Origin of the sequence: Mesorhizobium sp. L-8-10 (genome assembly GCF_016756635.1) — a bacterium.
In the GTDB taxonomy this organism is placed as follows: domain Bacteria; phylum Pseudomonadota; class Alphaproteobacteria; order Rhizobiales; family Rhizobiaceae.
This window is the reverse complement of sequence record NZ_AP023263.1, coordinates 3,448,660-3,472,637: the sequence shown is the minus strand read 5'-3', so window position 1 is coordinate 3,472,637 and position 23,978 is coordinate 3,448,660. Positions and strand designations below refer to the sequence as shown.

General features: G+C 62.6%; 23 protein-coding genes. 11 read left to right on the top strand and 12 right to left on the bottom strand.

The window, feature by feature from the left end:
* Positions 1-10 precede the first annotated feature (10 nt).
* Positions 11-964 (top strand): MBL fold metallo-hydrolase, encoded by a 954-nt coding sequence (locus JN280_RS16070; RefSeq protein WP_202313497.1) that lies wholly within the window; start codon positions 11-13, stop codon positions 962-964.
* 216 nt (positions 965-1,180) lie between these two features.
* Here the strand turns inward: JN280_RS16070 and JN280_RS16065 are convergent, their stop codons facing one another.
* The 4 genes from JN280_RS16065 to JN280_RS16050 are packed head-to-tail and all read right to left on the bottom strand — an operon-like array spanning position 1,181 to position 5,223.
* Positions 1,181-1,846, bottom strand: a complete 666-nt coding sequence (locus JN280_RS16065; protein WP_244743546.1) for a GntR family transcriptional regulator — start codon at positions 1,844-1,846, stop codon at positions 1,181-1,183.
* A gap of 51 nt (positions 1,847-1,897) precedes the next feature.
* The gene (locus tag JN280_RS16060) at positions 1,898-3,406 is read right to left on the bottom strand and encodes a tripartite tricarboxylate transporter permease (RefSeq protein WP_202313493.1); all 1,509 of its coding nucleotides are present in this window, start codon (positions 3,404-3,406) and stop codon (positions 1,898-1,900) included.
* A 36-nt stretch (positions 3,407-3,442) separates the two neighbouring features.
* On the bottom strand, positions 3,443-3,958 hold the full coding sequence (locus tag JN280_RS16055; RefSeq protein WP_202313491.1) for a tripartite tricarboxylate transporter TctB family protein: 516 nt from the start codon (positions 3,956-3,958) through the stop codon (positions 3,443-3,445).
* A gap of 35 nt (positions 3,959-3,993) precedes the next feature.
* On the bottom strand, positions 3,994-5,223 hold the full coding sequence (locus tag JN280_RS16050; RefSeq protein ID WP_244743353.1) for a Bug family tripartite tricarboxylate transporter substrate binding protein: 1,230 nt from the start codon (positions 5,221-5,223) through the stop codon (positions 3,994-3,996).
* Here JN280_RS16050 and JN280_RS16045 point away from each other — a divergent pair.
* From JN280_RS16045 to JN280_RS16030, 4 genes are read left to right on the top strand one after another with little or no spacing between them, the layout of a single operon-like run.
* On the top strand, positions 5,222-6,355 hold the full coding sequence (locus JN280_RS16045; RefSeq protein WP_202313489.1) for a pyridoxal phosphate-dependent aminotransferase: 1,134 nt from the start codon (positions 5,222-5,224) through the stop codon (positions 6,353-6,355). The genes JN280_RS16050 and JN280_RS16045 overlap by 2 nt on opposite strands.
* A gap of 38 nt (positions 6,356-6,393) precedes the next feature.
* Positions 6,394-7,176 carry an SDR family oxidoreductase gene (locus JN280_RS16040; RefSeq protein ID WP_202313487.1) on the top strand — a complete coding sequence of 261 codons (783 nt, stop codon included), beginning with the start codon at positions 6,394-6,396 and terminating at the stop codon, positions 7,174-7,176.
* 8 nt (positions 7,177-7,184) lie between these two features.
* Positions 7,185-8,066: an alpha/beta fold hydrolase gene (locus JN280_RS16035; RefSeq protein WP_202313485.1), complete on the top strand. Its 882-nt coding sequence runs from the start codon at positions 7,185-7,187 to the stop codon at positions 8,064-8,066.
* Between the two features lie 6 nt (positions 8,067-8,072).
* Entirely contained in the window at positions 8,073-9,311 is a 1,239-nt protein-coding gene (locus JN280_RS16030; protein ID WP_202313483.1) for a Zn-dependent hydrolase, read from the top strand.
* 395 nt (positions 9,312-9,706) lie between these two features.
* Here the strand turns inward: JN280_RS16030 and JN280_RS16025 are convergent, their stop codons facing one another.
* Positions 9,707-9,976 carry a hypothetical protein gene (locus JN280_RS16025; RefSeq protein ID WP_202313481.1) on the bottom strand — a complete coding sequence of 90 codons (270 nt, stop codon included), beginning with the start codon at positions 9,974-9,976 and terminating at the stop codon, positions 9,707-9,709.
* A gap of 561 nt (positions 9,977-10,537) precedes the next feature.
* Here JN280_RS16025 and JN280_RS16020 point away from each other — a divergent pair.
* Both JN280_RS16020 and JN280_RS16015 read left to right on the top strand, forming a co-directional pair.
* Positions 10,538-11,533 (top strand): phytanoyl-CoA dioxygenase family protein, encoded by a 996-nt coding sequence (locus tag JN280_RS16020; RefSeq protein WP_244743351.1) that lies wholly within the window; start codon positions 10,538-10,540, stop codon positions 11,531-11,533.
* A 78-nt stretch (positions 11,534-11,611) separates the two neighbouring features.
* The gene (locus tag JN280_RS16015) at positions 11,612-12,094 is read left to right on the top strand and encodes a DUF3592 domain-containing protein (protein ID WP_202313479.1); all 483 of its coding nucleotides are present in this window, start codon (positions 11,612-11,614) and stop codon (positions 12,092-12,094) included.
* Positions 12,095-12,343: 249 nt separating this feature from the next.
* Here JN280_RS16015 and JN280_RS16010 read toward each other — a convergent pair whose 3' ends face one another.
* A complete protein-coding gene (locus JN280_RS16010) occupies positions 12,344-12,940 on the bottom strand; it encodes a hypothetical protein (RefSeq protein ID WP_202313477.1) in 597 nt (198 codons plus the stop codon).
* A 1,255-nt stretch (positions 12,941-14,195) separates the two neighbouring features.
* On the opposite strand from JN280_RS16010, the gene JN280_RS16005 reads away from it, so the two are divergent.
* Complete coding sequence (locus JN280_RS16005; RefSeq protein WP_202313475.1) at positions 14,196-14,957, top strand: alpha/beta hydrolase; 762 nt, start codon at positions 14,196-14,198, stop codon at positions 14,955-14,957.
* Positions 14,958-15,234: 277 nt separating this feature from the next.
* Here the strand turns inward: JN280_RS16005 and JN280_RS16000 are convergent, their stop codons facing one another.
* The 5 genes from JN280_RS16000 to JN280_RS15980 form a co-directional block, all read right to left on the bottom strand.
* The gene (locus JN280_RS16000; RefSeq protein ID WP_202313473.1) at positions 15,235-16,164 is read right to left on the bottom strand and encodes an electron transfer flavoprotein subunit alpha/FixB family protein; all 930 of its coding nucleotides are present in this window, start codon (positions 16,162-16,164) and stop codon (positions 15,235-15,237) included.
* Positions 16,165-16,481: 317 nt separating this feature from the next.
* Positions 16,482-17,231: an electron transfer flavoprotein subunit beta/FixA family protein gene (locus JN280_RS15995; RefSeq protein ID WP_202313471.1), complete on the bottom strand. Its 750-nt coding sequence runs from the start codon at positions 17,229-17,231 to the stop codon at positions 16,482-16,484.
* 55 nt (positions 17,232-17,286) lie between these two features.
* On the bottom strand, positions 17,287-18,018 hold the full coding sequence (locus JN280_RS15990; RefSeq protein ID WP_202313469.1) for an enoyl-CoA hydratase: 732 nt from the start codon (positions 18,016-18,018) through the stop codon (positions 17,287-17,289).
* Positions 18,019-18,036: 18 nt separating this feature from the next.
* Positions 18,037-19,047 (bottom strand): phosphotransferase family protein, encoded by a 1,011-nt coding sequence (locus JN280_RS15985; protein WP_202313468.1) that lies wholly within the window; start codon positions 19,045-19,047, stop codon positions 18,037-18,039.
* Positions 19,044-20,003 (bottom strand): DUF7064 domain-containing protein, encoded by a 960-nt coding sequence (locus JN280_RS15980; RefSeq protein ID WP_202313467.1) that lies wholly within the window; start codon positions 20,001-20,003, stop codon positions 19,044-19,046. The genes JN280_RS15985 and JN280_RS15980 overlap by 4 nt, the downstream gene beginning before the upstream one ends.
* A gap of 157 nt (positions 20,004-20,160) precedes the next feature.
* Here JN280_RS15980 and JN280_RS15975 point away from each other — a divergent pair, with 157 nt between their 5' ends.
* Positions 20,161-20,658 carry a PaaI family thioesterase gene (locus JN280_RS15975; RefSeq protein WP_202313466.1) on the top strand — a complete coding sequence of 166 codons (498 nt, stop codon included), beginning with the start codon at positions 20,161-20,163 and terminating at the stop codon, positions 20,656-20,658.
* Between the two features lie 91 nt (positions 20,659-20,749).
* Positions 20,750-21,454, top strand: a complete 705-nt coding sequence (locus JN280_RS15970) for a TetR/AcrR family transcriptional regulator (protein ID WP_202313465.1) — start codon at positions 20,750-20,752, stop codon at positions 21,452-21,454.
* On the opposite strand, the gene JN280_RS15965 is transcribed toward JN280_RS15970, so the two are convergent.
* Entirely contained in the window at positions 21,455-22,609 is a 1,155-nt protein-coding gene (locus JN280_RS15965; RefSeq protein WP_202313464.1) for a CaiB/BaiF CoA transferase family protein, read from the bottom strand.
* 206 nt (positions 22,610-22,815) lie between these two features.
* On the opposite strand from JN280_RS15965, the gene JN280_RS15960 reads away from it, so the two are divergent.
* The gene (locus JN280_RS15960; RefSeq protein ID WP_202313463.1) at positions 22,816-23,973 is read left to right on the top strand and encodes a 2-hydroxyacyl-CoA dehydratase subunit D; all 1,158 of its coding nucleotides are present in this window, start codon (positions 22,816-22,818) and stop codon (positions 23,971-23,973) included.
* Positions 23,974-23,978 lie beyond the last annotated feature (5 nt).

Genomic DNA, 23,978 nt, shown 5'->3' with positions numbered 1-23,978 from the left:
GGAGGTTACCATGGCAATCGCTACTGAAGAATTGCTCCACCTGCTGAACCGACGCCGCTTCCTGGCAGGCAGTACCGCGCTGGCAGCGGTGCCTCTGATGTCTTGGAAAGCTCTGGCACAGTCGGCCGCGCCTTTCGTTTTCAAGCAGGGAGACGCGGAGATTACCGTGGTCAGCGATGGAGAGTTGGCATTGCCACTCAACGTCATGGCTGTCGATGCCTCACCCGAACAGCTTGCCGAAATTGCCAAGCACATGGGCTGGCCGGCAGATACCGCCAAGCCGCACGCGAACGTCCCAGTAATAAAAATTGCGAACGACGTGATTGTCGTGGACAACGGCTCCGGCAACAAGTTTCAGCCGACCGCCGGGAAGCTTGCCGAGAACCTTTCGGCAGCTGGGATCGATCCTGCATCGGTGACAAAGGTCGTCTTTAGCCATGCCCATCCGGACCATATCTGGGGGACATCAAAAGTGGATGGGACGCTGCTCTTTCCGAACGCGGCCTATTATGTCGGGGAGACGGAGTGGAATTTCTGGACCGATCCGGGGCTACTTGCAAAAATGCCAGCAGAGATGGGCGATTTCGTCAAGGGCGCGCAGCGCGACCTCGCAGCGGTGAAGGACAAGGTGACGATGGTCAAGGGAGGACAGGAAGTGGCTCCCGGGCTCACCGTCCTCGATACGCCCGGCCATACGCCCGGCCATATCTCTCTGGAGCTAGCCGGAGGCGAGGGTCTGATCATGCCCGTCGATGTGATGGTCAATCCGATCGTTTCGTTCGAGCACCCCGAATGGAAGTTCGGGTTTGACGCCGATCACGATCAGGCAGTGAAGAATCGCAAAGCGCTGGCCGATCGTGCTGCAGCAGACAAGCTGAAGATGCTTGGATTCCACTGGCCTTATCCAGGCGTTGGCTTCGCCGAAAAGAATGGGACGGCGCATCGTTTTGTCGCGGCGAACTGAGCCTGCCGGGTTCCTGGTTCCGGCAGCCGTTCGCGCTTGGCGTGCATCGCTCGCGCGATAGCGCAAGTTTTTTGCTCGGGCGCCTCTATCGCCAGATCTTGGTATTGACGCAGAAAAGCCCGCGCCTGGTGCAAGTCAGACGCGGGCCGTTGCGGCGGGCCATTGGGCGGGAGGCTTGTTGCCGCCGCGCAGATGGGGAGGGAATAATCCCGCATGTCAGCCCATCATGGCTTCCTTTTCAGAGGCCATCAGATGCAGGAGATCGCTCAGGCCATCGCCGAGCAGATTGACATGATCACGCATCATCTGGGCTGCGGTCTCTCCGTCACTGGCAAGGATCGCCTCGATAATGTTGCCATGCTCGGTGATCGAAGCCTTCATGCGGCCGGGCTGATGCGTGACGTAGCGGCGGTAGGGAGCCGTAAGCGCACGTACGGTTCCCATCTGTTCTTTGAGAATCCGGTTGTGAGAAGCTTCCAGAACCAGCGCGTGAAAACGGAGATTCTCGATATAGAAGCCTTCCGCATCATTGGCCTCAACGAGCGCCGAGCACCGTTCATGGCATTCGACGAGTTGCTCGCGCTGGTTGGGACGTATGCGCCGGGCCGCCTGACGGGCAGCCATACTCTCCATTTCGGCAATCACGAAGAACGCGTCTAGCAGATCGGGAACCGAGAGCTGGGCCACACGTGCGCCCTGCCGGCCACGCTGGCTGACAAGGCCATGGGCCGCCAACCATTGCAGCGCCTCGCGCACCGGCGTACGCGACACGCCGAAATGCTCGGCAAGGGAACGTTCATCCAGACGGGCGCCTGGTGAGCGCTCTCCGCGAACGATCTGATCTTCGAGGCGGCGAGCAATTTCGCTCGCCTGGGAAGTCATATCGGTCACCGTTCACTCCACCCTGTCGGATACAGCAAGAGCAACAAATCGCTACTCTCCTGCGTCGGCGCTTACCCGTTTCGGGCGCAACGCCACGAAAACTGGATACAGCACCGCCGCGAGCGAGAGCAAGAGCATAGCCAAAGCGATGGGGCGCTCCACGAATACCATCCAGCTGCCGTCGCTCACAATCAGAGAGCGGCGCAGGTTTTCCTCCAGAATGGGTCCAAGGATCAGGCCGAATGCCAGCGGAGCCACCGGGATCTCCAGCTTGTACATGACGAAACCGATTACTGAGAAGGCGATCATCACGCCCACATCCGCCACGTTGTTGCGGATGGTGAAGGAGCCGATCACACACAGAAGAATGATCGCCGCCACGAGAATGTGGCGCGGCGCCTGCATCAGCCGGACGAACTGCTGCATGAGCAGCAAGCCCATCGCCGCTGTCAGGAGTATGGCCAGGAACAGCCCCACATAGACGGAAGCGACGAAGTCCGCGTGTTCTACAAAAAGCTGCGGCCCTGGCCTCAGACCATGGATCAAAAGCGCGCCCATCAGCACCGCCGTCATGGTGTCGCCGGGAATGCCAAGAGTCATCATCGGAACGAGCGCACCACCGACGGCGGCGTTGTTGGATGCCTCCGGCGCTACGATCCCGTCGGGAATGCCTTTCCCAAAATCCTTGCCTCGCGGGGAAAGGCGCTGTTCCTGCGCATAGGAAACCGCGACCGCGATGGCAGACCCTGCAGCCGGTATGGCGCCAACGGCGATTCCGATGCCCGAGCCGCGCAGAACCGCCTTCCAGAGACGGCGCATTTCCTTCCATGGCGGCACGACACGGCCAATACGACGCGCCACCGTTGCTCCGCTTTGCGAGGCGACATTCAGGTTTCGCATGATCTCGGCGATGCCGAAGAGACCGATGGTCACCGGCACGAGGTTGATGCCGTTTTGCAGCCAGCTGGTGCCGAAATCGAAGCGCGGGATATCCGTGAGGCTGTCGAAACCGACCATTCCGCAGATCAGCCCGATGCAGCCGCTGAGGATGCCCAGGAAAGTGGCGCCGGGAGTGGAATAGGCAAGCAAGGTCAGGCCAAAGACCGTGGCCATGGCGAATTCCGGGCTGCGAAACTGCATCGCGGCTCCCGCGACGATCGGAGCAATCAGGATCAGGGCGACGAGGCCGATCACGCCGCCGAGGGTGGAAGCGCCAAGCGCATAGAAGAGTGCCTCGCCCGCCCTGCCCGAGCGCGCCATGGGATATCCGTCAAGTTGCGTGACAATCGCTCCAGGCGTGCCTGGAATGTTGATCAGGATCGCGGAAATGGAACCGCCGAACACGCTTGCCGAAAACACGGCGATCAAGAAGATGATCGCCCCCAACGGGGTGAGCGAAAAGGAGATGGGCAGCAGGATCGCCAGCGCCATGGTTGAAGAGATACCTGGCAGGCAGCCGAACACGATGCCCAGCGCGGTGCCCGCGGCGCCGAGAAACAGCATGTGGGGATCGGAGAAGATATTAGCGAATTGGCTTGCGAATTCAAAGAACACGGCCACGAGCCCCCTTCCATTTCCGGTTTTGGCGCTGCTGTCTCAGCGTAGCGGCACGCCAATCCAATAGATGAAGAGCGCATATGTTAGCGAGGTGCATACGAGAACGCCGACAACGATCGACAAAAGTGCCGATCCGGGCGCGGCTCGGAGCTGGTTGCGGCTGAGCGCAGCCATCAGAAGTCCGGAATAGAGCATTGTGGCCGGAACGAAGCCGATCGCCCAGACGAGCGGCAGGTAGGCCGCAAGCGAAAGGCACAAAAGCGCCGGTGCGACCGAGCCACGCAGGATCGCTCCCCAATCGATGGGAAGTGGTCCTCCCGATTTGACGCGCTCAACGAGGCCCATACCGGCCAGAACGAGCGCCCCCAGGGTCAGCACGGAAAGAACGATCGCCGGGAGAAGCCCCGGCCCCGGATCGAGGCCGAAATCCTCTCCAAGCTGGGCGTTCCCGAGATGACCATACCACCCGAAGCCGGCCCACAGGCCGAAGAAGATCCCGCCCCCCAGATGCAGGCGCGTCTTGCGCGAGCCTGCGTTTTCCGTCGAGTCGATCATGACTGTCTCCCTGTGGGGCCAGCGCCTGGCATAGCCTATTTCTCGCGGACCTTCACAAGACCGGCTTCTACCAGGATCGGATAGAGTTCGGCGTCGGATTTCTTCACGAACTCGGTCGTCTCCGCCGCGTCCATAGGCGTGATGACAAATCCCATCTTCTTGGCGGCGTCCTGAAATTCCGGATCGTTGGTCGTGTCGGCCAGCATCTTTTCCAATGCCGCCTTGTGTTCCTCGGGAATGCCCTTCGGAACGTAAAGCGCACGCCAGTCGCCGGCGACGAGGTCGACGCCGAGCTCCTGGAAGGTAGGCACATCCGGCGCCATGAAATGGCGTTCGGTGCTCATCACGCCAAGGATCTTCACCTCGCCGGATTTGTGCTGGTCGATCAGTTGGTGCACCGGAAGCGTGGCGGAATTGACCTCACCCGACAGGATCGCGGCCACGGTCGGCGCGTAACCCTGATAGGGAACCTTGGAGAGCTTCACGCCCGTCTCGGCTTCGAGAAGGGCGGCGGCGATGTGCGAAACGCCGCCAGGGGCGTCATTGCCATTCTTGACGCTGCCGGACGCTTCCTTGAGCTTGGCAATGAACTCATCCACCGAGTTCACGCCGAGATCGGAGCGCACCTCGAGCGCTGCGGGATCTGGACCGAAGAATGCCAGGTAATCGATGTCGTCGATGGCGTTCGCGTTCTGGTTCACATACTGGCTGGAGATGATGCTCGCCCCCAATATGCCGATCGTATAGCCGTCCGGCTTGGCGTCGGCCACATGACGCACCCCGGTCGCGCCGCCCGCGCCATCCACATTGATGACAGCGATCGGAACATTCACGTGCTTCTTGGCATATTCGGCGACCAGGCGACCGGCTCGATCCATGCCGCCACCGGCCGGCCAGTTGACCACCAGCGTGATCGGCCCGGAGGGGAAATCCTGTGCTGCTGCCGGAGCCGAGAGGGCCGCTGCGCCGAGTGCGAGGCCAAGGCCGAGCGCACCGAGGATAGATGGAATTCGCATGTCGTTCTCCATTTGAAAAGCCGGCTTTGCCGAACTTGATGTTTTGCCGATGTCCGGGAGAGACACCGGTCCCCTTTTTGATTTTGCGGCGTCATGATTATCGATTTTGGCGTACCAAGCAATAAACTCTTGAAAAAAAATCGCACTAATGAAATCTTTTGGCATGCCAAATAGCGAATTTGGGATACCAAATAGCGCGGAGGCACAGAAGAACGAACGCACAGAGGGCGCGAGGAGACCGGCAGGCATGCGTGATTTCGAGCTTAGAAACAGCCACTTCGACCGGCTGGTCAACAACGGCGACCTTCGATGGATGGGCCAGAACACCAATCATCATCCCGCGCACAAATCGGTAATCCAGGCGATGATCGACGCGCTGCGAGGCGAAGAGTTCCACGCTTACGCGCCGCCTCTCGGTCTTGAAGAACTGCGCAATCTCATCCTTGAGGACATTGGTCTTAACGGGATGTCGACGCTCGTCACCGACGGCGCCGTGCAGGGTCTGTATCATGTCTGCCGTATGCTTTGCGGTCCGGGAGACGAGTTCCTTACTACCGATCCGACCTGGGCGTGGCCGATGAAGTTCGCCAAGGCCGCCGGCGCTTCGGTCGTGCAGGTTCCGATTTACGGTCCCGAATTCAACTATCGGCTGGCTCCCGAAAGGCTTGCCGCCGCCATCACGGAGCGAACGAAAGTCATCTACCTCGTCGACCCGAACAACCCGCTCGGCTGCGCGGCGACCGAAGAGGAAATCCGCGTCATCGCGGACATCGCGCGCAAGGCCGGCTGCTGGCTGATCCAGGACTGCACCTATCGCGATTTCGCGCACAGCCACACGCTGGCCGCGCAGTTCTATCCCGAACGCACGATCACGGTCTGGAGCTTCTCAAAGTGGCTGGGATTTGCAGGCCTGCGCGTGGGGGCGCTTGTCGCCTCCCCCGACACGATCGAGATGCTGGCCGATGGGCCCCCCAACAATCTTGGTTCAAGCATCATCGCACAGCGCGGCGCAATTGCCGGCCTGAAGGTGAAGAAGGAGTGGTTTCCCGAGGTCCTCGCGGAACTGCGCAAGAACCAGGAGATGGTCCGTCAGGCGGCCGAGGCGATACCCGGCCTCTCGGTTCCGGTCTACCCCTCCAGCGGCAATTTCCTGGTCATCGAATGCAAGGAAGCCGGCGTACGGCCGGAAGCGATCTGCGCGGTGATGGACCGCCACAACATGATGATCCGGCATGGCCGCTATCACACCCAGGCTTTTGGCGACCAGTTCATCAAGGTCAGCGTTTCGGTTCCGACCGGGTGGGTGGAAGAATTCTGCGCTCTGCTGCCGAAGGCCGTGGAAGAAGCCCGCGGAATGAACGAAGACGTCAAGCTGTTTTGAGCACCTTTACCTGAAAGAACAAGAAGGAGGAATTTTCCATGGATCTTCGTATGGCCGGCAAGACGGCACTCGTCACTGGCGCTTCGCAGGGCATTGGCGAGGGGCTTGCCTACACTCTGGCCGCAGAGGGCGTGAACCTGCACCTGACGGCGCGCAGCGCCGATCGTCTCGAGCAACTCGCTCGCGAGATCACCCGCAAGCACGATGTCGCAGTCCATGTGCACCCCATGGATATCACCGAGAAAGGCGCATGCGAACGCCTGGTGGATGCAGCGGGCGACATCGACATCCTCGTCAACAATGCCGGCGTCATCCCGAGCGGCACCATGTATGACGTGGATGAGGATGCCTGGCGCGCGGGCTGGGAGCTGAAGGTTTTCGGCTACATCAACCTGTGCCGGCTCGTCTATGCGCGGCTCAAGGCCCGGGGCGGCGGCGTGATCATCAACAATATCGGCAATGGCGGCGAGGTTTTCGACCCGCGCTACATCGCCGGCGTAACGGGAAACGCCTCCCTCATGGCCTTCACCAAAGCTCTCGGCGGCGCCAGCCTCAACGACAACATCCGCGTGATCGGCGTTAATCCAGGACCTGTGGACACGGGACGCATCTACAACATGCTGAAGAAGCGGGCCAGGAGCATGTATGGCGATGAAAGCCGCTACATGGAGCTTGCCGCAACCTATCCGCTCGGCCGTCCCGCTCATGTCGACGAGGTGGTCGACACGATCGTGTTCCTGGCCTCCGACCGCTCCGGCTACACGACCGGCACCATCGTTACCGTGGATGGCGGCATCGCCTCCCGTCGCTCGATCATCTGAGGCCCGCCATGGCATTCATCACCACCACCGATGGAGTGAATCTGCATGTGGAAGAGGCCGGCGAAGGCGCGCCGATCATTTTCGTGCACGAGTTCGGCGGAGACCAGCGCAGCTGGGAGCCGCAGGTGCGCCACTTCAGCCGCCGGCACCGCTGCATCACCTTCAACGCGCGCGGGTACAGCCCTTCCGAGGTGCCCGCCGACGTCGGGAAATATTCCCAGAAGCGCGCCGTCGACGACATTCGCGATGTCCTCGACGCTCTCGAAATAGCCAGGGCGCATGTGGTTGGCCTGTCGATGGGCGGTTTCGCGACGCTTCACTTCGGCCTCGCCTATCCGGAACGCGTGCTTTCGCTCGTGGTAGCGGGTGCGGGCTACGGAGCGGAGAAGGAGTTCGAGGAGTATTTCCGCGACGTTTCCATGGAAGTTGCTCGGCAGTTCGAGGAGCAGGGTTCGGAAGCGTTTTCCCATGTCTATGGCATGGCTGCATCGCGGATCGCCTATCTCCTGAAGGACCCTCGCGGCTGGCAGGAATTCCGAAAGCAGCTTGGCGAGCACGACGCCGTGGGCTCGGCCAACACCATGCGCGGGGTGCAGGCCCGCCGCCCCTCGATCTACGATCTGGAGGAGGAGCTGAAAGCCATGGTTGCGCCAACGCTGGTTCTTGTGGGCGACGAGGACGACCACTGCCTTCAGCCGGGCATCTTCATGAAGAAAACCATCCAGGCCTGCGGTCTCGCGATCCTGCCCAAGAGCGGTCATACGCTCAATCTGGAAGAGCCCGCGCTTTTCAACCAGTTCGTCGCAGAATTCCTGGCGCAGGTGGAACAGAAACGGTGGCTGCCGCGCGACCCGCGCGCCAACCCCGCACAGATCATGCGCACGAGTTGATCTGTCGTGGCTGCGGTATCGGACTTCATCGACGGTGAGCGGCTGTGGCGGCGCCTCATGCAGCTTGCCCGATTCGGCGAGACGACGGAGGGCGGCGTCGACCGCCCGGCCCTCTCCGACACGGAAATAGAAGCGAGGGCGCAGCTTGTCGCATGGGGCCGGAATATCGGACTCGTTCCCTACACCGACAGTCTGGCCAACCTCTTTCTGCGCCTTGAGGCAGAGGACCCTGACCTGCCGCCACTCCTGATCGGTTCGCACATCGACAGCCAGCCGACCGGCGGGCGCTTCGACGGGGTCTACGGGGTTCTCGCCGCGCTCGAGGTCGCCGAAGCCGTCAGATCCTCCGGCATCGTCGCGAAACGCGCCATCGAGGTCGTCGCCTGGACGAATGAGGAAGGCTCCCGTTTCGCACCGGGCATGATGGGTTCGGCCGGCTACGCGGGTCTGCGAAGCGTGGAGGCGATCCATGGACTCAAGGATGCGAACGGAATCACGGCCGGCGACGCCGTCGGGCGTGTTCTCGCCAGTGACAAGGATGTGCCGCGACGGCCGTTGGAGCGTCCGGCGCTAGGCTATCTCGAAGCGCATATCGAGCAGGGCCCGATCCTTGAAAGTCTCGGCATTCCGGTCGGAATTGTGACCGGCATCCAGGGCAAGCGAACCTTCCGGGTGGCGATAGAAGGCGAGGAGAATCATGCGGGAACGTCGCCAAGGTCGGCGCGCAAGGACGCTCTCGTTGCCGCGATCGCGATTGTCGACGCGTTGCAGAAAGCCATCTGGGACAAGGAAGACATCGTCCGCTTTACCGTCGGTCACTTCACCGTTTCGCCCAACGCACCCTCCGTCGTGCCTGCCAGGGTGGAGTTTTCCATCGACCTGCGTCACCCGGACCCGGACATTCTTGCTCGCCTCGGCGACCTGGTCGAACCCCTCGCAAAAGACCATGCCGGCGCGTGCGATGTCAGGGTCACGCAGTTGCTCCACGATGCGCCGCTGGCCTTTTCCGGGAAGATGCAGGACCTGCTGGCCCAGTCGGCATCCAGCGCAGATGTTCCCGCGATGAGAATTGCATCGGGCGCCGGCCACGACGCCCGCCATCTCCAGGCGATCTGTCCGACAGGAATGCTTTTCATTCCCTGCTGGAAAGGAGTGAGTCATCACCCTTCAGAACGGATAGAGCCCACCGACGCCCTTGCCGGCGCCAGGGTCCTCGCGCAAGCGGTCGAGCAGCTTGTGAGATGAGCGGCGATCCGCCAAGCCGTTCTCGACCACGCGCACGATCCATCCACCGACCACCTCGATCAGTTGCATTTCATCTGGTCTGTGGTGGGCATTGAGGTTTGGAGCGCTCATCACTTTCAACCCTCCTGTTGGGGCGAAAGCATCTGTAGGCTCTTCCAGCTGGCGGCACCCTTGTCGATGTGCCGACAATAGGTGATTGGGCCGCCTGTTTCGCACCTATGTCAAATCAAGAGCCTGCGACGACGCCGACAAGTTTGCGAAAAAACAGTTGGATCTGTTTAGGCAAATCGGGCGCAGCTTCCGGGGGCGCACCCGCCCCAGCGCGTAGCACCCCCCTTTGCCAAAGGGAGAACCCCGGCTCCGGCCGGGGTTTTCGTTTCAGGCGCCTGCCAACATCAGGGTTTCAGGTTGGCCTTGTACGTCTCCAACACCCGATCCGTCGAAGACAATTGACGATAGAATTCGTCAAGCATAGCGTCGATCGCGTTCATCTTTTCGCTGGCAGACGAGAACACCTCTTGCGAAGCTCCACGAACCTTGGGGTCATCGACGCTCTCCAAGATCAGGTCGATACCGTCATAGAGATAGCGGGCGCCCGCAAGCGCGTCCTTGATGTCGATTACCTTTTTTCGAAACGGATCGAGAACTTCACCTAGATCGAGCATTGTCGCGATCCTGATTTTGCGGATCCAAGACTATCGTGCGCGACGCCATCTGGCCAGGAATTAGGTGCCAGCCCGTGCCTGGTGCCGAGACAGCTTCCTTTCTACGTTTCAGAACTCAGAAAGCCCGCCGGCTGGCGCCAGCGGGGCAGCCGTCGGTCGAGAGTGTCCGGAAACTCCGGACGATTATGCCGGGGTCGGTCGCTGCTTCCGGACGATGAACTCGAAGATCCAGTCGGACAGCCACATGGAGCACGTCCCGACGACGAACGCCGCGGCGAAAGTGGCGGAATCGTCCGAAGCGACCGGGGGCCATCCATAGTACCGGACCAAGAGCACGACGGGCTTCGTCAGGCACATCGCCCCGAGCAGCCCGCAGAGCGGCGACAGGACGAGTTCGAGGAACTCGAGCGTCCGGCGTTACAGAGCCCCCGGAAGGGCGCCCAAGCCCCCGGCAAGCAGGATCGGCGGGCCTATTGTGCATTGCAAAAAAATCGGTACCTTTGGTTTCTGCTGTGGGCGGCAGGGCACAGGTAACAACCCGACACAAGCAAGGAAGAATGCATGTCCGAGCAGTTGATGCCCGCTGCCAATCGATCCCAGCGGACAGTTGGAGTTCTTCGGCGGGTCGCGGCGAGAATTCCGACCTATGTATCCGATATTCGCGAGAACCCGGCGTGGCTGCCGATGTTCCTGCTCGCGCGCACGATGCCCTTTCGAAGGGCGCATTGGATGACGGCGAGGCGCGTCCCGGCCGGTTCGGGTGCCGGGTCGTCGCTCTTCGGCGATGCCGTAACCGCATCGGATGCGGCGGCCGCCTTGCGCACCGACGGGTTTTGCCGGGGCTTGAACTTGCCTCCTGCCGTTCATGAGGAGATTGCCGGCTTCGCCAGATCTACGCCCTGTTTCGCCAATTTCGACCGGCAGCTGGAGTTCCTGGCCCCGGAACACCAGGTCGCCGAGAAGCAGTTCGGCCGCTCCATTCTCAGCGGCCATTTCTTTGAAAGATCGATGGAGTGCGCGGCTGTTCGAGCTGTTCAGCAAGACCCGCTGCTGCTCGGAATCGCCCAGCGATATCTCGGCGGTCAGGCGACTCTCGCGACAACCAGGATCTGGTGGACATTCCCGACCAAGAACGTCACCGTGGCCGATCTCCATCTCACGTCCCTGAATCTCCACTTCGACCTCGATGATTGGCGCATGCTGAAGTTCTTCTTCTACATTTCGGATGTCGGAGAGGAGGACGGCGCCCATGTCTATGTGCTTGGAAGCCACCGCAAGCGCGCCCTGAAGCACCAGTACACGCTTCTGGTCGGGCACCCGGTCGACGAGGTGCTCCGCATTTATGGCGCAGAGAACCGGGTCACGATGACTGGTAAGGCAGGAACCGGTTTCGTGGAAGACCCGTTCGGATTCCACATGGGCTCGGTGCCCAGGAAAAACCCGCGGCTGATGATGGAAATCGCCTATGGCGTCTCGCGTCCATCGGCCAGGCGCTTTCACGGCGAGCCGGTCCTCAGGAAGACCGGCACCGCGCTTAACTCGCAAACTTCAGGCTAAAGGTCATTTCGATCCGCTTCGCCGTTTTGTCGCCATTGCCGGCTATCGTTCCGCCGATCCGCGGATACGGGCTGGGCGATGCGGGAGCAGTGGGAAGCATTCTGGTTGCGTGTCGGTGACTGGGCGCATGAGGCGCTCTGGCCGTTCCGCGCCCTTGCCGACCAATTCGGTTACGCTCCGAGCGACATCCAGATCTGGTGCCTGATCTGCGTCGTTTTCCTTGGCGCACTGGTCGTTCCGGAGACCTATGGCGACCTCGTCCTAATGCGGCGACGCGCCTACACAACGGGCAAGGTCGTGAGGCTCGACACTTCGGGCGACGGTCCTGATACGCCCGTAATTGAGTTCACCGATCGGGCCGGCAAGCGGCAGCGGTTCCATTCGGGCCTTGCAGTGAACAGTACGACCGCGACGGTCGGCGCCGAGGTTGCGGTCATCTACGACCCAGTCAACCCGAATCGAGCCCGCGAGGCCAGGCGGACGCTGACGATGGCGCTCGGCACGATCGTCTGGTACGGCACCATCGCCTTCCTGATCGCTTTCGTCATTTGGGGCGAATGACCCTGCTCCGGCTCAGCCATTGGCACACTCTCGCCGCGGTGACCACCGCTGAGAACGCAGCACTGGCCGAGAAAGGCGGTTCATCTCCGAGCGGACCAGGGCCGCCCTCGCATCGCACAAGCAGGGTGGGACGAGGCTCGGCAACCCCGCGCAACACATCCTAGCCGCCGCGAAGGGGCGCGAGGTCTCTATTCGCGAAGCAGAGCGCTTTGCTGAATCCGTCCTGCCGATCGTGCAGACAATCCAGCGCTATGGCGTAGCCAGCCTCAGAGGGATTGCAGCTGCTTTGAACAACCGCGGCGTCAGAACTGGACGAGGCGGACGCTGGGCAGGTGTCGAACGTTCGGAACCTGCTTGCGCGGTTATTGCTGATAGTGAAACACCACGACCGATTTCAAGCGCTTCATCGGCCATCGCGTGATAGCCAATTTCCCGAGCCCGAGCCCGGGCGTAATGCGGACTGTCGGACGAACGGTTGTCTGGTACTGTTGGGAGCATAGCGGCAATGCCGAGGCCCGAATGGACATACGCCCTGCCCGAACTGGCGCCAGTTGAGCGCGCCCAGTAGGGATTGCCGGGCAGCGCCAGCGCCAGGCACGTCTCAACAAAATCGCCACACCACGGCAGCTTCGCCGGATCGCCGAGCGCGTGTCCGTCGCTCTTGAGCCAGTCGCGCAGCTTCTTGTTGTAGATCTTTTCGTGCTGGCCGATCTTGGCGCGCGCAATCGCGATCCACGGCGGGACGACCTCGCCGGCCGGCACGCCCAGTTCCGGCGCAGCATCGCCCGAAAACCCGAGCGCCGAAAGCGTGATCCGGCCCGACAGTGCCGGGCCATTTGACCGCATGGCCCCGATCCGCCTGGAACTGCCGCACCGCGGCGGTCGTGCGGCGGGCCAGGAATTCCGTCCGCCCCGCTCGGCCCGAGATCATAGCCGCGCGCAAGCAGCGCGCGCTGGACATCCAGCGTCGTTGTCATGTGGTTGTTCCTTTGAGTTGCGAAGATGCCGAGCCAGAACGCGACCGCGACTATCAGCGGTTGCAACAACTCCAGGTTCGATGAAAGATGCCGGTGACCAGGAGGGATTCTGAGAGAGGAGATGAAATGGAGGTCAGCCCCTTGTTAGCCGTCTGCCCGGTTTGCAAAGGCGCCGGGAAGATACGGCCGACCAAAGACAGAACAACCACCTGTCAAACGTGCGACGGAGTAGGCAAGGTCGACTTCCGCACTGCAGATGAAGACCTCCAGATGAAGATCGCGACACAGTACGCATCGTAGCGGTGGTTCCAACTGCGCGGGATCAGCGCGCTGCACGTCCGCAACAGTCGTCATGGGGTTCATTTTTGCCCGATCGCAGCGGAGATAGAGGCTCTTAAACGTGGTTCGCGGTCAACCGCAGGAACGTTTTCGACGGCCTGGTCCGTGCCCGTCTCACGATAGTGGACATCGTCGGTCACCCGCACGATCTCGGAGGCTGCTCCTGTCGCCGCACTGATCGTGCTTTGCGTGCCCCAGCGCAGCTCTTCTCCACCAGCGTGCGGAAGTTCATCATGTCGTCGGTCATCGATCGTTCCTTCGAATCAGGTTGGACTCAGCAACCCGACCCTACCGGGAAACATCGATGATCGCCCGCGAAGCCGCTCGCTCGCTACAGCGCTATTGAGGGGCGCGCGAGCGAGCGGCTTCGCTTACGACGAGCTACACCACTTGGTGGGACACGATCGTCAAAAGAGCTCTCGCGCGAGGAACTGTTCGCGCTGGTTTGGGGGAAGCCGACGCAGGAGGTGGCCAAGGAACTTGGCGTTTCGGATGTCGCAATCGCCAAGCTATGTGCCCGTCTTCAGATTTCCAAGCCGCCGCGAGGCTACCGGGCCAGGTTTCAATCCGGGCAGACGTCGAAAGGTCCGCCACTTGCGGCGTTCCGGGAAGAGGATCTCGCTATTGCGTCGTACGCTCGCGCTTGAGGAAGCGCGAAATCTCCCAGTGAGTTTCGCGTGCGTGAGCGGTCGATCCTTTCTTTCTTGCTTGCATACGATACGCTACTATACGGATTGCCGTTGCGATGCTTCGGTGCCGCGTGATCTTGGAACGGAGGAACCGACATGGGAATTGAACCTGGGATCATGGCGGGTGCGGAGCCGTACTCTGCGAAGGGTGGCCGGCACGGTGCGTTGGTGATCCACGGATTTACAGGTTGCCCGCAGTCTATGCGGCCGCTGGGTAAGGCCTTCGCGGATGCCGGGTTCACGGTGGAGGTCCCCCGGTTGCCGGGCCACGGCACGACGCCCGATGATATGAACAGGACCGGCTGGAGCGAATGGACCGCCGCCGCCGACGCGGCCTATCGTGACCTGGCGGCGCGAACCGACTCTGTGGTCGTCGCCGGACTGTCGATGGGCGGATCGCTGACTCTCTGGCTCGCCCAGCAGCACCCGGAGATCAAGGGCATCGTCCTCATCAATCCGGCGGTCAAGGCAGACGACTTCGGCCCCTTCGCCGAGGGCGCGAAAGCGACGCTAGCCGCGGGCGAGCGGTTTCTGCCTGCGATCGCAGGCGATATAGCTGACCCCAGCTCGAAGGAACTCGGTTACGACAAGACACCCGCGCAATGCCTTCTGTCGCTCCTCGATGGCGTGAAAGCAAACGAAGCCGGACTTTCGCGCATCAAGTCACCGGCCCTCATCTTGCATAGCCAGCAGGACCACGTCATCCCGCCGGGTTCGGTCGAACTGCTGAGGGCAAGGCTGGGCGGCACCGTCGAATACGCGACGCTCGACAAGAGTTTCCATGTCGCGACCCTGGACTACGACGCGCCTGAGATTCACCGACGCGCGGTGGCGTTCGGCAAACTGGTATCTGGGTAGGTACGACGAGGGCTCATCGGGAAACGCTGCGGCTCGCAGCGCTCCCCATCGTTGGAACTGAGCTAGCCCGGAGACTGCCACCTTGCAACACCCGCCGCTCGGTCTGGCGACGATCCGCTCGGTAGTGGCGAACCTGAGCCTGCCACAGTTCGCCAGCCGGGCTCGCCGCCAGGGGCGTGCCGACGCAGGTTCCCCGCCACTTGGCTCAGCACATGTCTCCGCAGAACCTTCTTCACGCGGAGCGTTGCAGGACTGTTCTCCTGGCGATTGCTGACGGTCAAAGCGCCTTTTGGAGCTCGGGCAGGATGGTGAAGAGGTCGCCGACGATGCCGTAGTCGGCCACCTGGAAGATCGGCGCTTCCTCGTCCTTGTTGATGGCGACGATGACCTTGCTGTCCTTCATGCCGGCCAGATGCTGGATCGCGCCGGAAATGCCGACCGCGATGTAGAGTTCCGGCGCCACCACCTTGCCGGTCTGGCCGACCTGCCAGTCGTTCGGCGCATAGCCGGCGTCGACCGCGGCGCGCGAAGCGCCGACCGCGGCGCCGAGCTTGTCGGCGACCGGCAGGATGACCTCCTGGAACTTCTCCGACGAGCCCAGCGCGCGGCCGCCCGAGATGATGATCCGGGCCGAGGTCAGCTCCGGACGATCGCTCTCCGACAGCCTGTTCTCGACGAAGCTCGACAGGCCGGGATCGGTCGCCGCAGCGACCGTCTCGACCGCGGCCGAGCCGCCGTCGGGCGCGGCCTGGAACGAGGCCGTGCGCACGGTGATCACCCGCTTGGGCTCCGTCGTCTGCACCGTCTGGATGGCGTTGCCGGCATAGATCGGACGCTTGAAGGTGTCTGATGAAACCACCTCGATGATCTCCGACACCTGGGCGACGTCGAGCAGGGCGGCGATGCGCGGGGCGACGTTCTTGCCCGACGAGGTCGCCGGCGCCAGAATCGTGTCGTAGGCGCCGGCGAGCGAAACCACCAGCGCGGCCAGCGGCTCGGCCAGCCGCTGCTCGAGCTCGGCCGCCTCGGCCAGAAGCACCTTCGACACGCCCGTCAGCCTGGCGGCGGCATCGGCGGCTGCCTTGGCGCCCTTGCCGGCCACCAGCACATGCACGTCCGCGCCGATCCTGGTCGCAGCCGTCAGCGCCTTGGCGGTCTGGTCCGACAGGGTGGCGTTGTCATGTTCGGCAATCAGAAGAATAGCCATTTCCGTTTCCTTCTCTGGCGCGCCTTAGCGCCTGCTGCCTTGGGTGCGTCCTTCGAGGCTCGCCCGCCAAGGGAATTGTCCAATCGTCCAGCTCCTGCCGGCGCTCGCTCCTCAGGATGAGGACCCTCGGTGCCTTGCCGGCATTCCCGGCTGGCCCTCGGCGCCCTTGCTCCTCAGGATGAGGACCCTCGGTGCCTTGCCGGCATTCCCGGCTGGCCCTCGGCGCTCACGGTCCTCATCCTGAGGTGCGAGCCCGCAGCCCGTTGCAGGAAAGGTGCGTCCTTCGCAGGGCGAGCCTCGAAGGACGCACCGAGCCCTCAGAGCACGCCGGCTTCGTTCTTGAGCTTGTCGACCAGCTCGGCCACCGTCTTGACCTTGACGCCCGCCTTGCGGCCACCCGGCTCCTCGGTCTTCAACACCTTCAGCCGCGGCTTCACGTCGGCGCCGAAATCGGCCGGGCTCTTCTCGTCGAGCGGCTTCTTCTTGGCCTTCATGATGTTGGGCAAAGAGGCATAACGCGGCTGGTTGAGCCTGAGGTCCGTCGTCACGATCGCCGGCAGCTTCAGGTCGACCGTCTGCAGGCCGCCGTCGACCTCACGCGTCACCGTTGCCTTGTCGCCCGCTATCTCGACCTTGGAGGCGAAGGTGCCCTGCGCCCAGCCCAGAAGGGCCGCCAGCATCTGGCCGGTCTGGTTGGCGTCGTCGTCGATCGCCTGCTTGCCGAGGATCACCAGTTCAGGCGTCTCGGCCTCGACCACGCCCTTCAGCACCTTGGCCACGCCCAGCGGCTCGACCGCCTCGTCGACCTTGACCAGGATCGCCCGGTCGGCACCCATCGCCAGCGCCGTCCTGAGCGTCTCCTGCGCCTGCGCCGGGCCGATCGACACCACCACGATCTCCTCGACCTTGCCGGCCTCCTTCAGCCGGATCGCCTCCTCGACCGCGATCTCGTCGAACGGGTTCATCGACATCTTCACATTGGCCAGCTCGACGCCCGAGCCGTCCGACTTCACCCGGATCTTCACGTTGTAGTCGACCACCCGCTTCACGGGCACCAGAACTTTCATGACCATATCTCCCGTTTTCACTCCGGCGCACCGCCGACACGAAGGTGCGAGGACATCACGCCCGAGCCGGCAGCGTCACCTTGGCGTTCCGCTTACGCGCTTCCTCCGCCTCGAACCGCAAGGCCTCGCCGAAGGGCATCGCATATCCCCGGTCGATGAGGGACTTGATGCGCGCGACATGCTCCGCCGGCCACTGGGCAATCGCCATGGCCGCGGCGCGCGCCTCGCCCGGCAGTTCGTCATCGGACACCACACGCGATACGAAGCCGAGTTGCGCCGCCTCATCCGCCGTTACCTTGCGCGCGCTGAGCGAGATCTCCTTGGCCCTGTAGGGGCCGATGACGCGCGGCAAGCGCTGCGAAAGGCCCCAGCCGGGCAAGAGGCCGATCTTCGCATGCGTGTCCTGGAACCAGGCGGAGCGGGCGGCCAACACGATGTCGCACGACAAGGCGATCTCGAATCCCCCGGTCACGGCAAGCCCGTTGACCGCGGCAATGATCGGTGTCTTCAACGCGGTGACAGTCGCGCCGATGTCTCGGTCCCCGATATTGTCGGTCACATTGTTTCCCGACTGGCCGAGTTCCTTCACGTCGAGCCCCGCACAGAACGCCCGTCCGCGTCCAGTCAAGACGATGGCGCGGATGTCGGGGCGCGCATCCATTTCCAGCAGGCTGTCCACCAGCGTCGCGCGCAAGGCACGATTGAGCGCGTTCAGGGCGGCCGGCCGATCGAGCGCAAGCGTGGCGACGCCGTCGGCCAGTTCGATGAGCAAGGGCGCTTCGTCCACGATCTCCTCCATTCCCCTTCAGAAATAGCGCGCAAACTTCTCCGCCGAGGCGATGAAGCGGGGCCCTTGCGTGGCATCGGCATAATATACGTCGCGCCCCAACCGGTGCTGATAATCGTACAGCACTGCGAGTTTCCATGCCGCCATCGCGGCGTACCAGCCGAGCCTTGAGACGTCGCGGCCGGTGATCGTGCAATAACGTTCCACGATCTCCTCCCGCGGCGGGAAGCTCGTGGCGAGCATCGCTGCGGACAACTCCTGTGTCGGGTTCATCTGTTCGCCGCGCACCGGATAGCAGCAGACGGTATAGCCGAGATCGAGCAAGGGGTCGCCGATCGTGGCGAGTTCCCAGTCGAGGATCGCTAGGAGCCGCGGCGGGCCGGATGGCGACCAGATCACATTGCCGAGTCGGAAGTCGTTGTGCACGATGGCGTCGCCCGCTTCCGGAGGCACGGACGACTTGAGATGCGCGGCCATATCAGCCAGCCATGCGGGAGCGGAGCCCTCACGCATGTTCATCAGCCCTTCCAGCCGGTTCAGATGGCGCGCGTTGAAGTCGGCCGGTCGGCCGAAATCCTCCAACCCGCAGGCGCGCCAGTCGACCGCATGCAGGCGCGCCAGCCCTTCGATAAGGCCGAAGGCGATGGCACTTCCGTCGCGCTCGCCATCGAACGCCGCCGGCAGCCGGTCGGTTATGACATGGCCCGGCACATGCTCCATGACATAGAACGGCACATCGAGCACGTCGCCGACCTGCGCGACAGCAAGCACGCGCGGCGCCGGAACGTCCTGCCCCTGGAGCGCCTTCAGCACACGAGCCTCGCGCAACACGTCGTTGGCGCCCTTCGGCACGGGTGGAGGCGGGGGCCGGCGCAGCACCGCGTTGCCGCCGCGCACCCGAATGAGATAGGTGAGATTGGAATGGCCGTCCCCGATGCGACGCGGCTGCGGCGGCCCGTCCAGCAGATCACTGGCTGCAAGGAAGGCTTCGAGAGCGGCAAGCGTCGCCTGATCCCAGTTCCAGCTCATGGCGCCTGCTTGTTCAAATCGATCATCGCGTCGAGATAGTATTGCGGCCACTGGCATTCGAACTGACCCGCCGCCGGCTTGCCGTCGATGGTCGCGCGGCAGGCGGCCTCCATGATCATCGTCGCGTAGCGACCGCCGGTCGGCAGTTTCACCAGCCCGAAACGCTCCATCTGCATTTCGCAGATGCCACCCCTTATGTCTGTCATCGTGACGTCGATGCTGCGCTGGGTCATGTCGTCATCGAATACGGCTTTCTGATTGACGGAAGCGATCGGCAGCAGTTCGCCGTCGCGCACGATATAGCCGCCCACGCCCCACTCGCCCTTGGCCATCCAGATCCAGGCATTGACGATCCGGGACGCGTCGGGCGTGTAGGCGACGAGCCATTTCCAATGCTGGGGCACCTGCCAGTGACGCACGCCCCAGGAATGATCACGGTGACCGATGCGGTCGAGTTCGATGCGCCTGCCGTCCCACTCGATGAAACCCTTCACCCAGCCGGACTGCTCCAGGCGGTTGTCGGCGAACCACGACGGCAAACCGTCCGGATTGGAACGATAGCTGAATGGGGCATGGAAGCCTTCGAAACCGTAGTCCAGCCTCACCTTCTCGCTTTCGAAAGAGATGTGCGCGGTCTTCTGGTCGGCCGGCTGTCGGACGCGAAGGCCGGCCAGCTGGAGATCATCGAAATCCATCGTCTCGGGCACGTCGCCCTGCACCTGCTCCAGGACATGCGGTCTCCGGTCCTTGCCCCACAGGATGAGGTTGAAGCCGGCCTTGCCTGTGCCGGTGAGATAGAGATAGCACTGAAATCCCAGCTCATGATCCGGCATGATGACCTGCCAGAAGAGCGAGTCTCGCGCCTTGCCGCCCTCGTCCGGCCGGTGGCGGAGATCATCACCTGGCCTGTAGCCCGGATCTGTGAGTTCGGGGGCGCTTTTGATCCACTCGATCATGCCGGAGCCTCCTGTGCACGAATGGCAACCTATCTGCCTTCCAGGTCAGCAAAGGTCAAGATATATTCGTATGCGTACAGTGATCTAGCGAATTAATTTCTGGACAGATCGCGATCATCACGATTTCATGCCGACCACATTGCGGGAAGGAACGGTCATGAACGAACGGTATATCGGCGAACTCTTGGCGAATGAAATCTCCGACGATCCCCCGCCGGGCTTCGAATCCTTGCCGACCGGGACGGGATTCAATGTCTACTTTGGTCCGATCTACGGGAAGTTGGTGGATGGGAAACTGCGGCTCGGCATGCGCATCGGCCGTCGTCATATCAACCCGCACGACACCTGCCACGGCGGCGTCCTCGCCTCGTTTGCCGACATGCAGGTCTATGTCAGTCAGCAGCAGGAACCCTCTTTGCGGTATGTGCTGATGCCGACGATCAACATGTCCATCGACTATATCTCCCCCGCCATATTGGGCGATTGGCTGGAGAGCAGTTCCACCCTGCTTCGGGCAACGAAGATGACGCTTTTCCAGCAGACGGTGGCGACAGCAGGCGACAGGCTTGTCTTCCGTTCAAGCAGCATTTACCGCATCAGCGGTCATAAGGCACCGAGCGGCAGCACCCTGGGGGATTTATTCCCCAACGCATGAAGGACGTACGGGAGGCCAGCCCCGCGGCGTGATGGACAGGCGCGGCCGCGTGGTGCATGGATTCTCCAGCCGAAGCCGACCGGAGTCACCGATGCAGCCCAAGCCCGCCCTCCGCGCCGCCGCGCGGCGTTTGCCGCGAGACCAGCGCGTCGCCGTCATACTTCAGACCGCGCGCTCGGTGCTGCGCGATCGGGGCTTCGAACAATTCCTCACGTCGGAAGTGGCGGAACGCTGCGGCACCTCCGAGGCGACCATCTACAAATATTTCCCGACCAAACGCGACCTGCTCATCAAGCTGACGGAGGACTGGTTCGAGGAGTTCCTGACCGAGGACTATCCCGCGCGGACCAGCGGCCCACTTCGGGATCGGCTCTACCACGCGATCTGGTGGGCGCTGTCGTTCATTCGCCGCGAGCCTGCCTTGTCGCGCTTTGTGCTGATGGAACTGCGGGCGGATCCCGCCTACAGGACCATGCGCATCTACCAACAGAACCGGGAGGTCGTCGCACGGGTGATGAGCGTCGTCGAGGACGGCCGTGCCAAGGGGCTCGTGCGGACGGACATCCCTCTCCGGCTCATGCGAGACATGGTCTTCGGCGCGATAGAGCACCAGACCTGGGCCTACCTGCGACGCGAGGGCGATTTCTCGGTCGACGACTCGGCGGACTGGATCACCGAGGTCATCCTCGGCGGCATCATGGCCCCGCAGCTCGAAGGCGAACACCTTTCCGAAGCGGTCGCCATGCTCGAGAAGGTCACAGCTTCGCTAAAGAAGCAGGTCGGCGCAAAACGCTGATCAGCCCGGCAGCGGTGGAATCACGCCCGCAGCGGCGAGCTGCTCGATTCGCTTCCCTGAGATACCCCAGGCCGAGAGAACCGATGGCGTGGTCGCGCGCGCATCCGGCGGCGCGTTTCTGATCGAGGCGGGCGTGCGACTGAATCTCGGCGCAGGCGCCGGCTCCGTCACGCCTTCGCGATCGACGAATGTCGCGCGGGCATTGGCGGCCGGGTGCTTGGGCGCCTCGTCCATGTCGAGGACAGGAGAGACGCAAGCATCCGACCCCTCAAACACGGCTTCCCATTCCGAACGCGTCCTCTTGGCGAATTCCGCCGCGATGATGTTGTGCAATTCATCCCAGCGCGACTGATCGTACTGCCCGGGCAGTGAGGCGTCTTGCAGCCCCAGCCTCCGGATGAACTCGCGATAGAAGCGCTTCTCCACCGCGCCGACTGCCATCCATCGGTTATCCTTCGTTTCGTAGGTCGTATACCACGGCGATCCGCCGTCGACCGAATTGGTGCCACGTTCGAGGTTCCAGAAACTCGCCTGCCGGTAGCCGAGATGCATCGTCATCAGGTTCGCCGCGCCGTCGATCATGGCGGCGTCGACCACCTGCCCCTTGCCCGACTGGCGCGCTTCGATGAGAGCCGCGAGAAGCCCCATGGCGAGATAGAGCGAGCCGCCGGCGAAATCGCCCACCAGATTGAGCGGAACCGCCGGCTTCTGGCCCTTCGGCCCGATCGCCGCGAGCGCGCCCGCCATTGCGATGTAGTTGATGTCGTGACCGGCCGTCTGCGCGAGTGGCCCCTCTTGCCCCCAGCCCGTCATGCGGCCGTAGACGAGCTTCGGATTGGTCGCCAGGCAGGTCTCCGGCCCCAATCCCAGACGCTCCATCACGCCGGGCCGGAAGCCCTCGACGAGGACGTCGGCCGTGGCGATCATGTCCATGACCGCCGCCACGCCTTCGGGCGCTTTCAGGTCCACCGCCACCGCCTGCTTGGAACGGTTGAGGAGATCGTAGCGCCGCGCGATGTCGAAGCCGAGATCGTCGGCGGCGAGACGCTGCACGCTGACGACCTCCGCCCCGAGATCGGCGAACAGCATGCCGCAGAACGGCCCCGGTCCGATGTTCGACATCTCGACCACCCGCACACCCTTCAAGGGGCCCATGGAATTCTCCTGTTGAGTTTGACTAACCACCTGGATTCCTGTCTTTCACACGCGGCGGCGAATTTGGACTTAGCCACGTATCTGGACATTCATGCCGCCATATGTCAATTGTAGATCTAGCGTACTATCTCTCTTGACTCCTACATTAAGTGATTTAAACTCACTTCGTACTAGAGCGAGCCAGACGACAAATTCCGGAGCCAGCCTTGGACAGACGAACGATCATCGACCGCTTTGCGGAAGCCGCCCGGGACCCGCTCGGCTACGCGAGAGCATGGAAGGAGAGAACCGGACGGAAAGTGATCGGGTCTTTTCCCATGAACTTTCCCGGGGAACTCGCCCATGCCGCCGACACGCTGCCGATGATCCTGCAGGAGAGCGAGGACCAGATCACCGTCGGCCACGGTCTGCTGTTCCCGTTCTATTGCGGCTACACCCGCTCCATGGTGGACCAGGCCGTGCGCGGTGATTTCGACGTGCTCGACGCCATCATGTTCGGCGATCACTGCGTGCAACTGCTCGGCGCGGCCGATGCGATCCGCATGCAGCTCGCCAACACGCGGGTCATCTTCTTCCAGCTCATCTCGTCGATGTGTGATCCCTGGACCCAGGGCCGCTCGGAAGAGAGCTTCGCGAAGCTCAAGGCGGAGCTGGAGGATTTTGTCGGCGGGCCCGTCACCGCCGAAGCGCTCCACGGCTCGATCCGCCTCTTCAATAGGAACCGCAGCCTGATCCGGCGGCTCTACGAAATGCGCAAGTCAGGCGCGGCGCCGATGGGATCGGTCGAGATGCAGCATGTGGTCAAGTCCTCGATGATCATGGACAAGGGCGAGCACACGGCCCTGCTGGAGGAGCTTCTGCACCAATACGAAACCGCGCCGGCCGTCGCCACCCGCAATGTCCGCCTCCATCTGTCGGGTCATTTCTGCCAGGCGCCGAAGCCGGAAGTGCTGGAGATGATCGAGGAATGCGGCGTGACGGTCGTCGGCGACGATCTCTATCACGGCTTCCGCTACATCTCGACGGACGTTCCCGAAGAAGGCGACCCGATCAAGGGTCTGGCGCGGTGGTACATGGACCGCAACACCGGCGTACCCTGCCCGACCCGCGTCCAGAACAATGTCGACTGGGACGCCTATCTCATCAACGCCATGCGCGACGAGCGGGCCCAGGGCATGATCGTCCTGATGGCCAAGTTCTGCGAACCGCACATGTATTACTACCCCGAGGTCAAGGAGGCCTTCGAGAAGGCCGGCATGCCGCATCTGCTCATCGAGACGGAGCATGAAAGCATGGCGCTGGAGAGCCTGAAGACCCGGGTCGAAACTTTCGTCGAAGTCGTCAAGCACCGTCAAGCCGCCTGAGGAGC

Bases quoted from the DNA above. Each gene is read 5' to 3' on its own strand.
- JN280_RS16020 (WP_244743351.1), top strand. From the start codon at position 10,538: ATGTCCGAGCAGTTGATGCCCGCTGCCAATCGATCCCAGCGGACAGTT.
- JN280_RS16000 (WP_202313473.1), bottom strand. From the start codon at position 16,164: ATGGCTATTCTTCTGATTGCCGAACATGACAACGCCACCCTGTCGGAC.
- JN280_RS16065 (WP_244743546.1), bottom strand. From the start codon at position 1,846: ATGACTTCCCAGGCGAGCGAAATTGCTCGCCGCCTCGAAGATCAGATC.
- JN280_RS16025 (WP_202313481.1), bottom strand. From the start codon at position 9,976: ATGCTCGATCTAGGTGAAGTTCTCGATCCGTTTCGAAAAAAGGTAATC.
- JN280_RS15965 (WP_202313464.1), bottom strand. From the start codon at position 22,609: ATGGGCCCCTTGAAGGGTGTGCGGGTGGTCGAGATGTCGAACATCGGA.
- JN280_RS16035 (WP_202313485.1), top strand. From the start codon at position 7,185: ATGGCATTCATCACCACCACCGATGGAGTGAATCTGCATGTGGAAGAG.
- JN280_RS15985 (WP_202313468.1), bottom strand. From the start codon at position 19,047: ATGAGCTGGAACTGGGATCAGGCGACGCTTGCCGCTCTCGAAGCCTTC.
- JN280_RS16050 (WP_244743353.1), bottom strand. From the start codon at position 5,223: ATGCCTGCCGGTCTCCTCGCGCCCTCTGTGCGTTCGTTCTTCTGTGCC.
- JN280_RS16005 (WP_202313475.1), top strand. From the start codon at position 14,196: ATGGGAATTGAACCTGGGATCATGGCGGGTGCGGAGCCGTACTCTGCG.
- JN280_RS16045 (WP_202313489.1), top strand. From the start codon at position 5,222: ATGCGTGATTTCGAGCTTAGAAACAGCCACTTCGACCGGCTGGTCAAC.
- JN280_RS16040 (WP_202313487.1), top strand. From the start codon at position 6,394: ATGGATCTTCGTATGGCCGGCAAGACGGCACTCGTCACTGGCGCTTCG.
- JN280_RS15980 (WP_202313467.1), bottom strand. From the start codon at position 20,003: ATGATCGAGTGGATCAAAAGCGCCCCCGAACTCACAGATCCGGGCTAC.
- JN280_RS15995 (WP_202313471.1), bottom strand. From the start codon at position 17,231: ATGAAAGTTCTGGTGCCCGTGAAGCGGGTGGTCGACTACAACGTGAAG.
- JN280_RS15975 (WP_202313466.1), top strand. From the start codon at position 20,161: ATGAACGAACGGTATATCGGCGAACTCTTGGCGAATGAAATCTCCGAC.
- JN280_RS16070 (WP_202313497.1), top strand. From the start codon at position 11: ATGGCAATCGCTACTGAAGAATTGCTCCACCTGCTGAACCGACGCCGC.
- JN280_RS16015 (WP_202313479.1), top strand. From the start codon at position 11,612: ATGCGGGAGCAGTGGGAAGCATTCTGGTTGCGTGTCGGTGACTGGGCG.
- JN280_RS16055 (WP_202313491.1), bottom strand. From the start codon at position 3,958: ATGATCGACTCGACGGAAAACGCAGGCTCGCGCAAGACGCGCCTGCAT.
- JN280_RS15970 (WP_202313465.1), top strand. From the start codon at position 20,750: ATGCAGCCCAAGCCCGCCCTCCGCGCCGCCGCGCGGCGTTTGCCGCGA.
- JN280_RS16010 (WP_202313477.1), bottom strand. From the start codon at position 12,940: ATGCGGTCAAATGGCCCGGCACTGTCGGGCCGGATCACGCTTTCGGCG.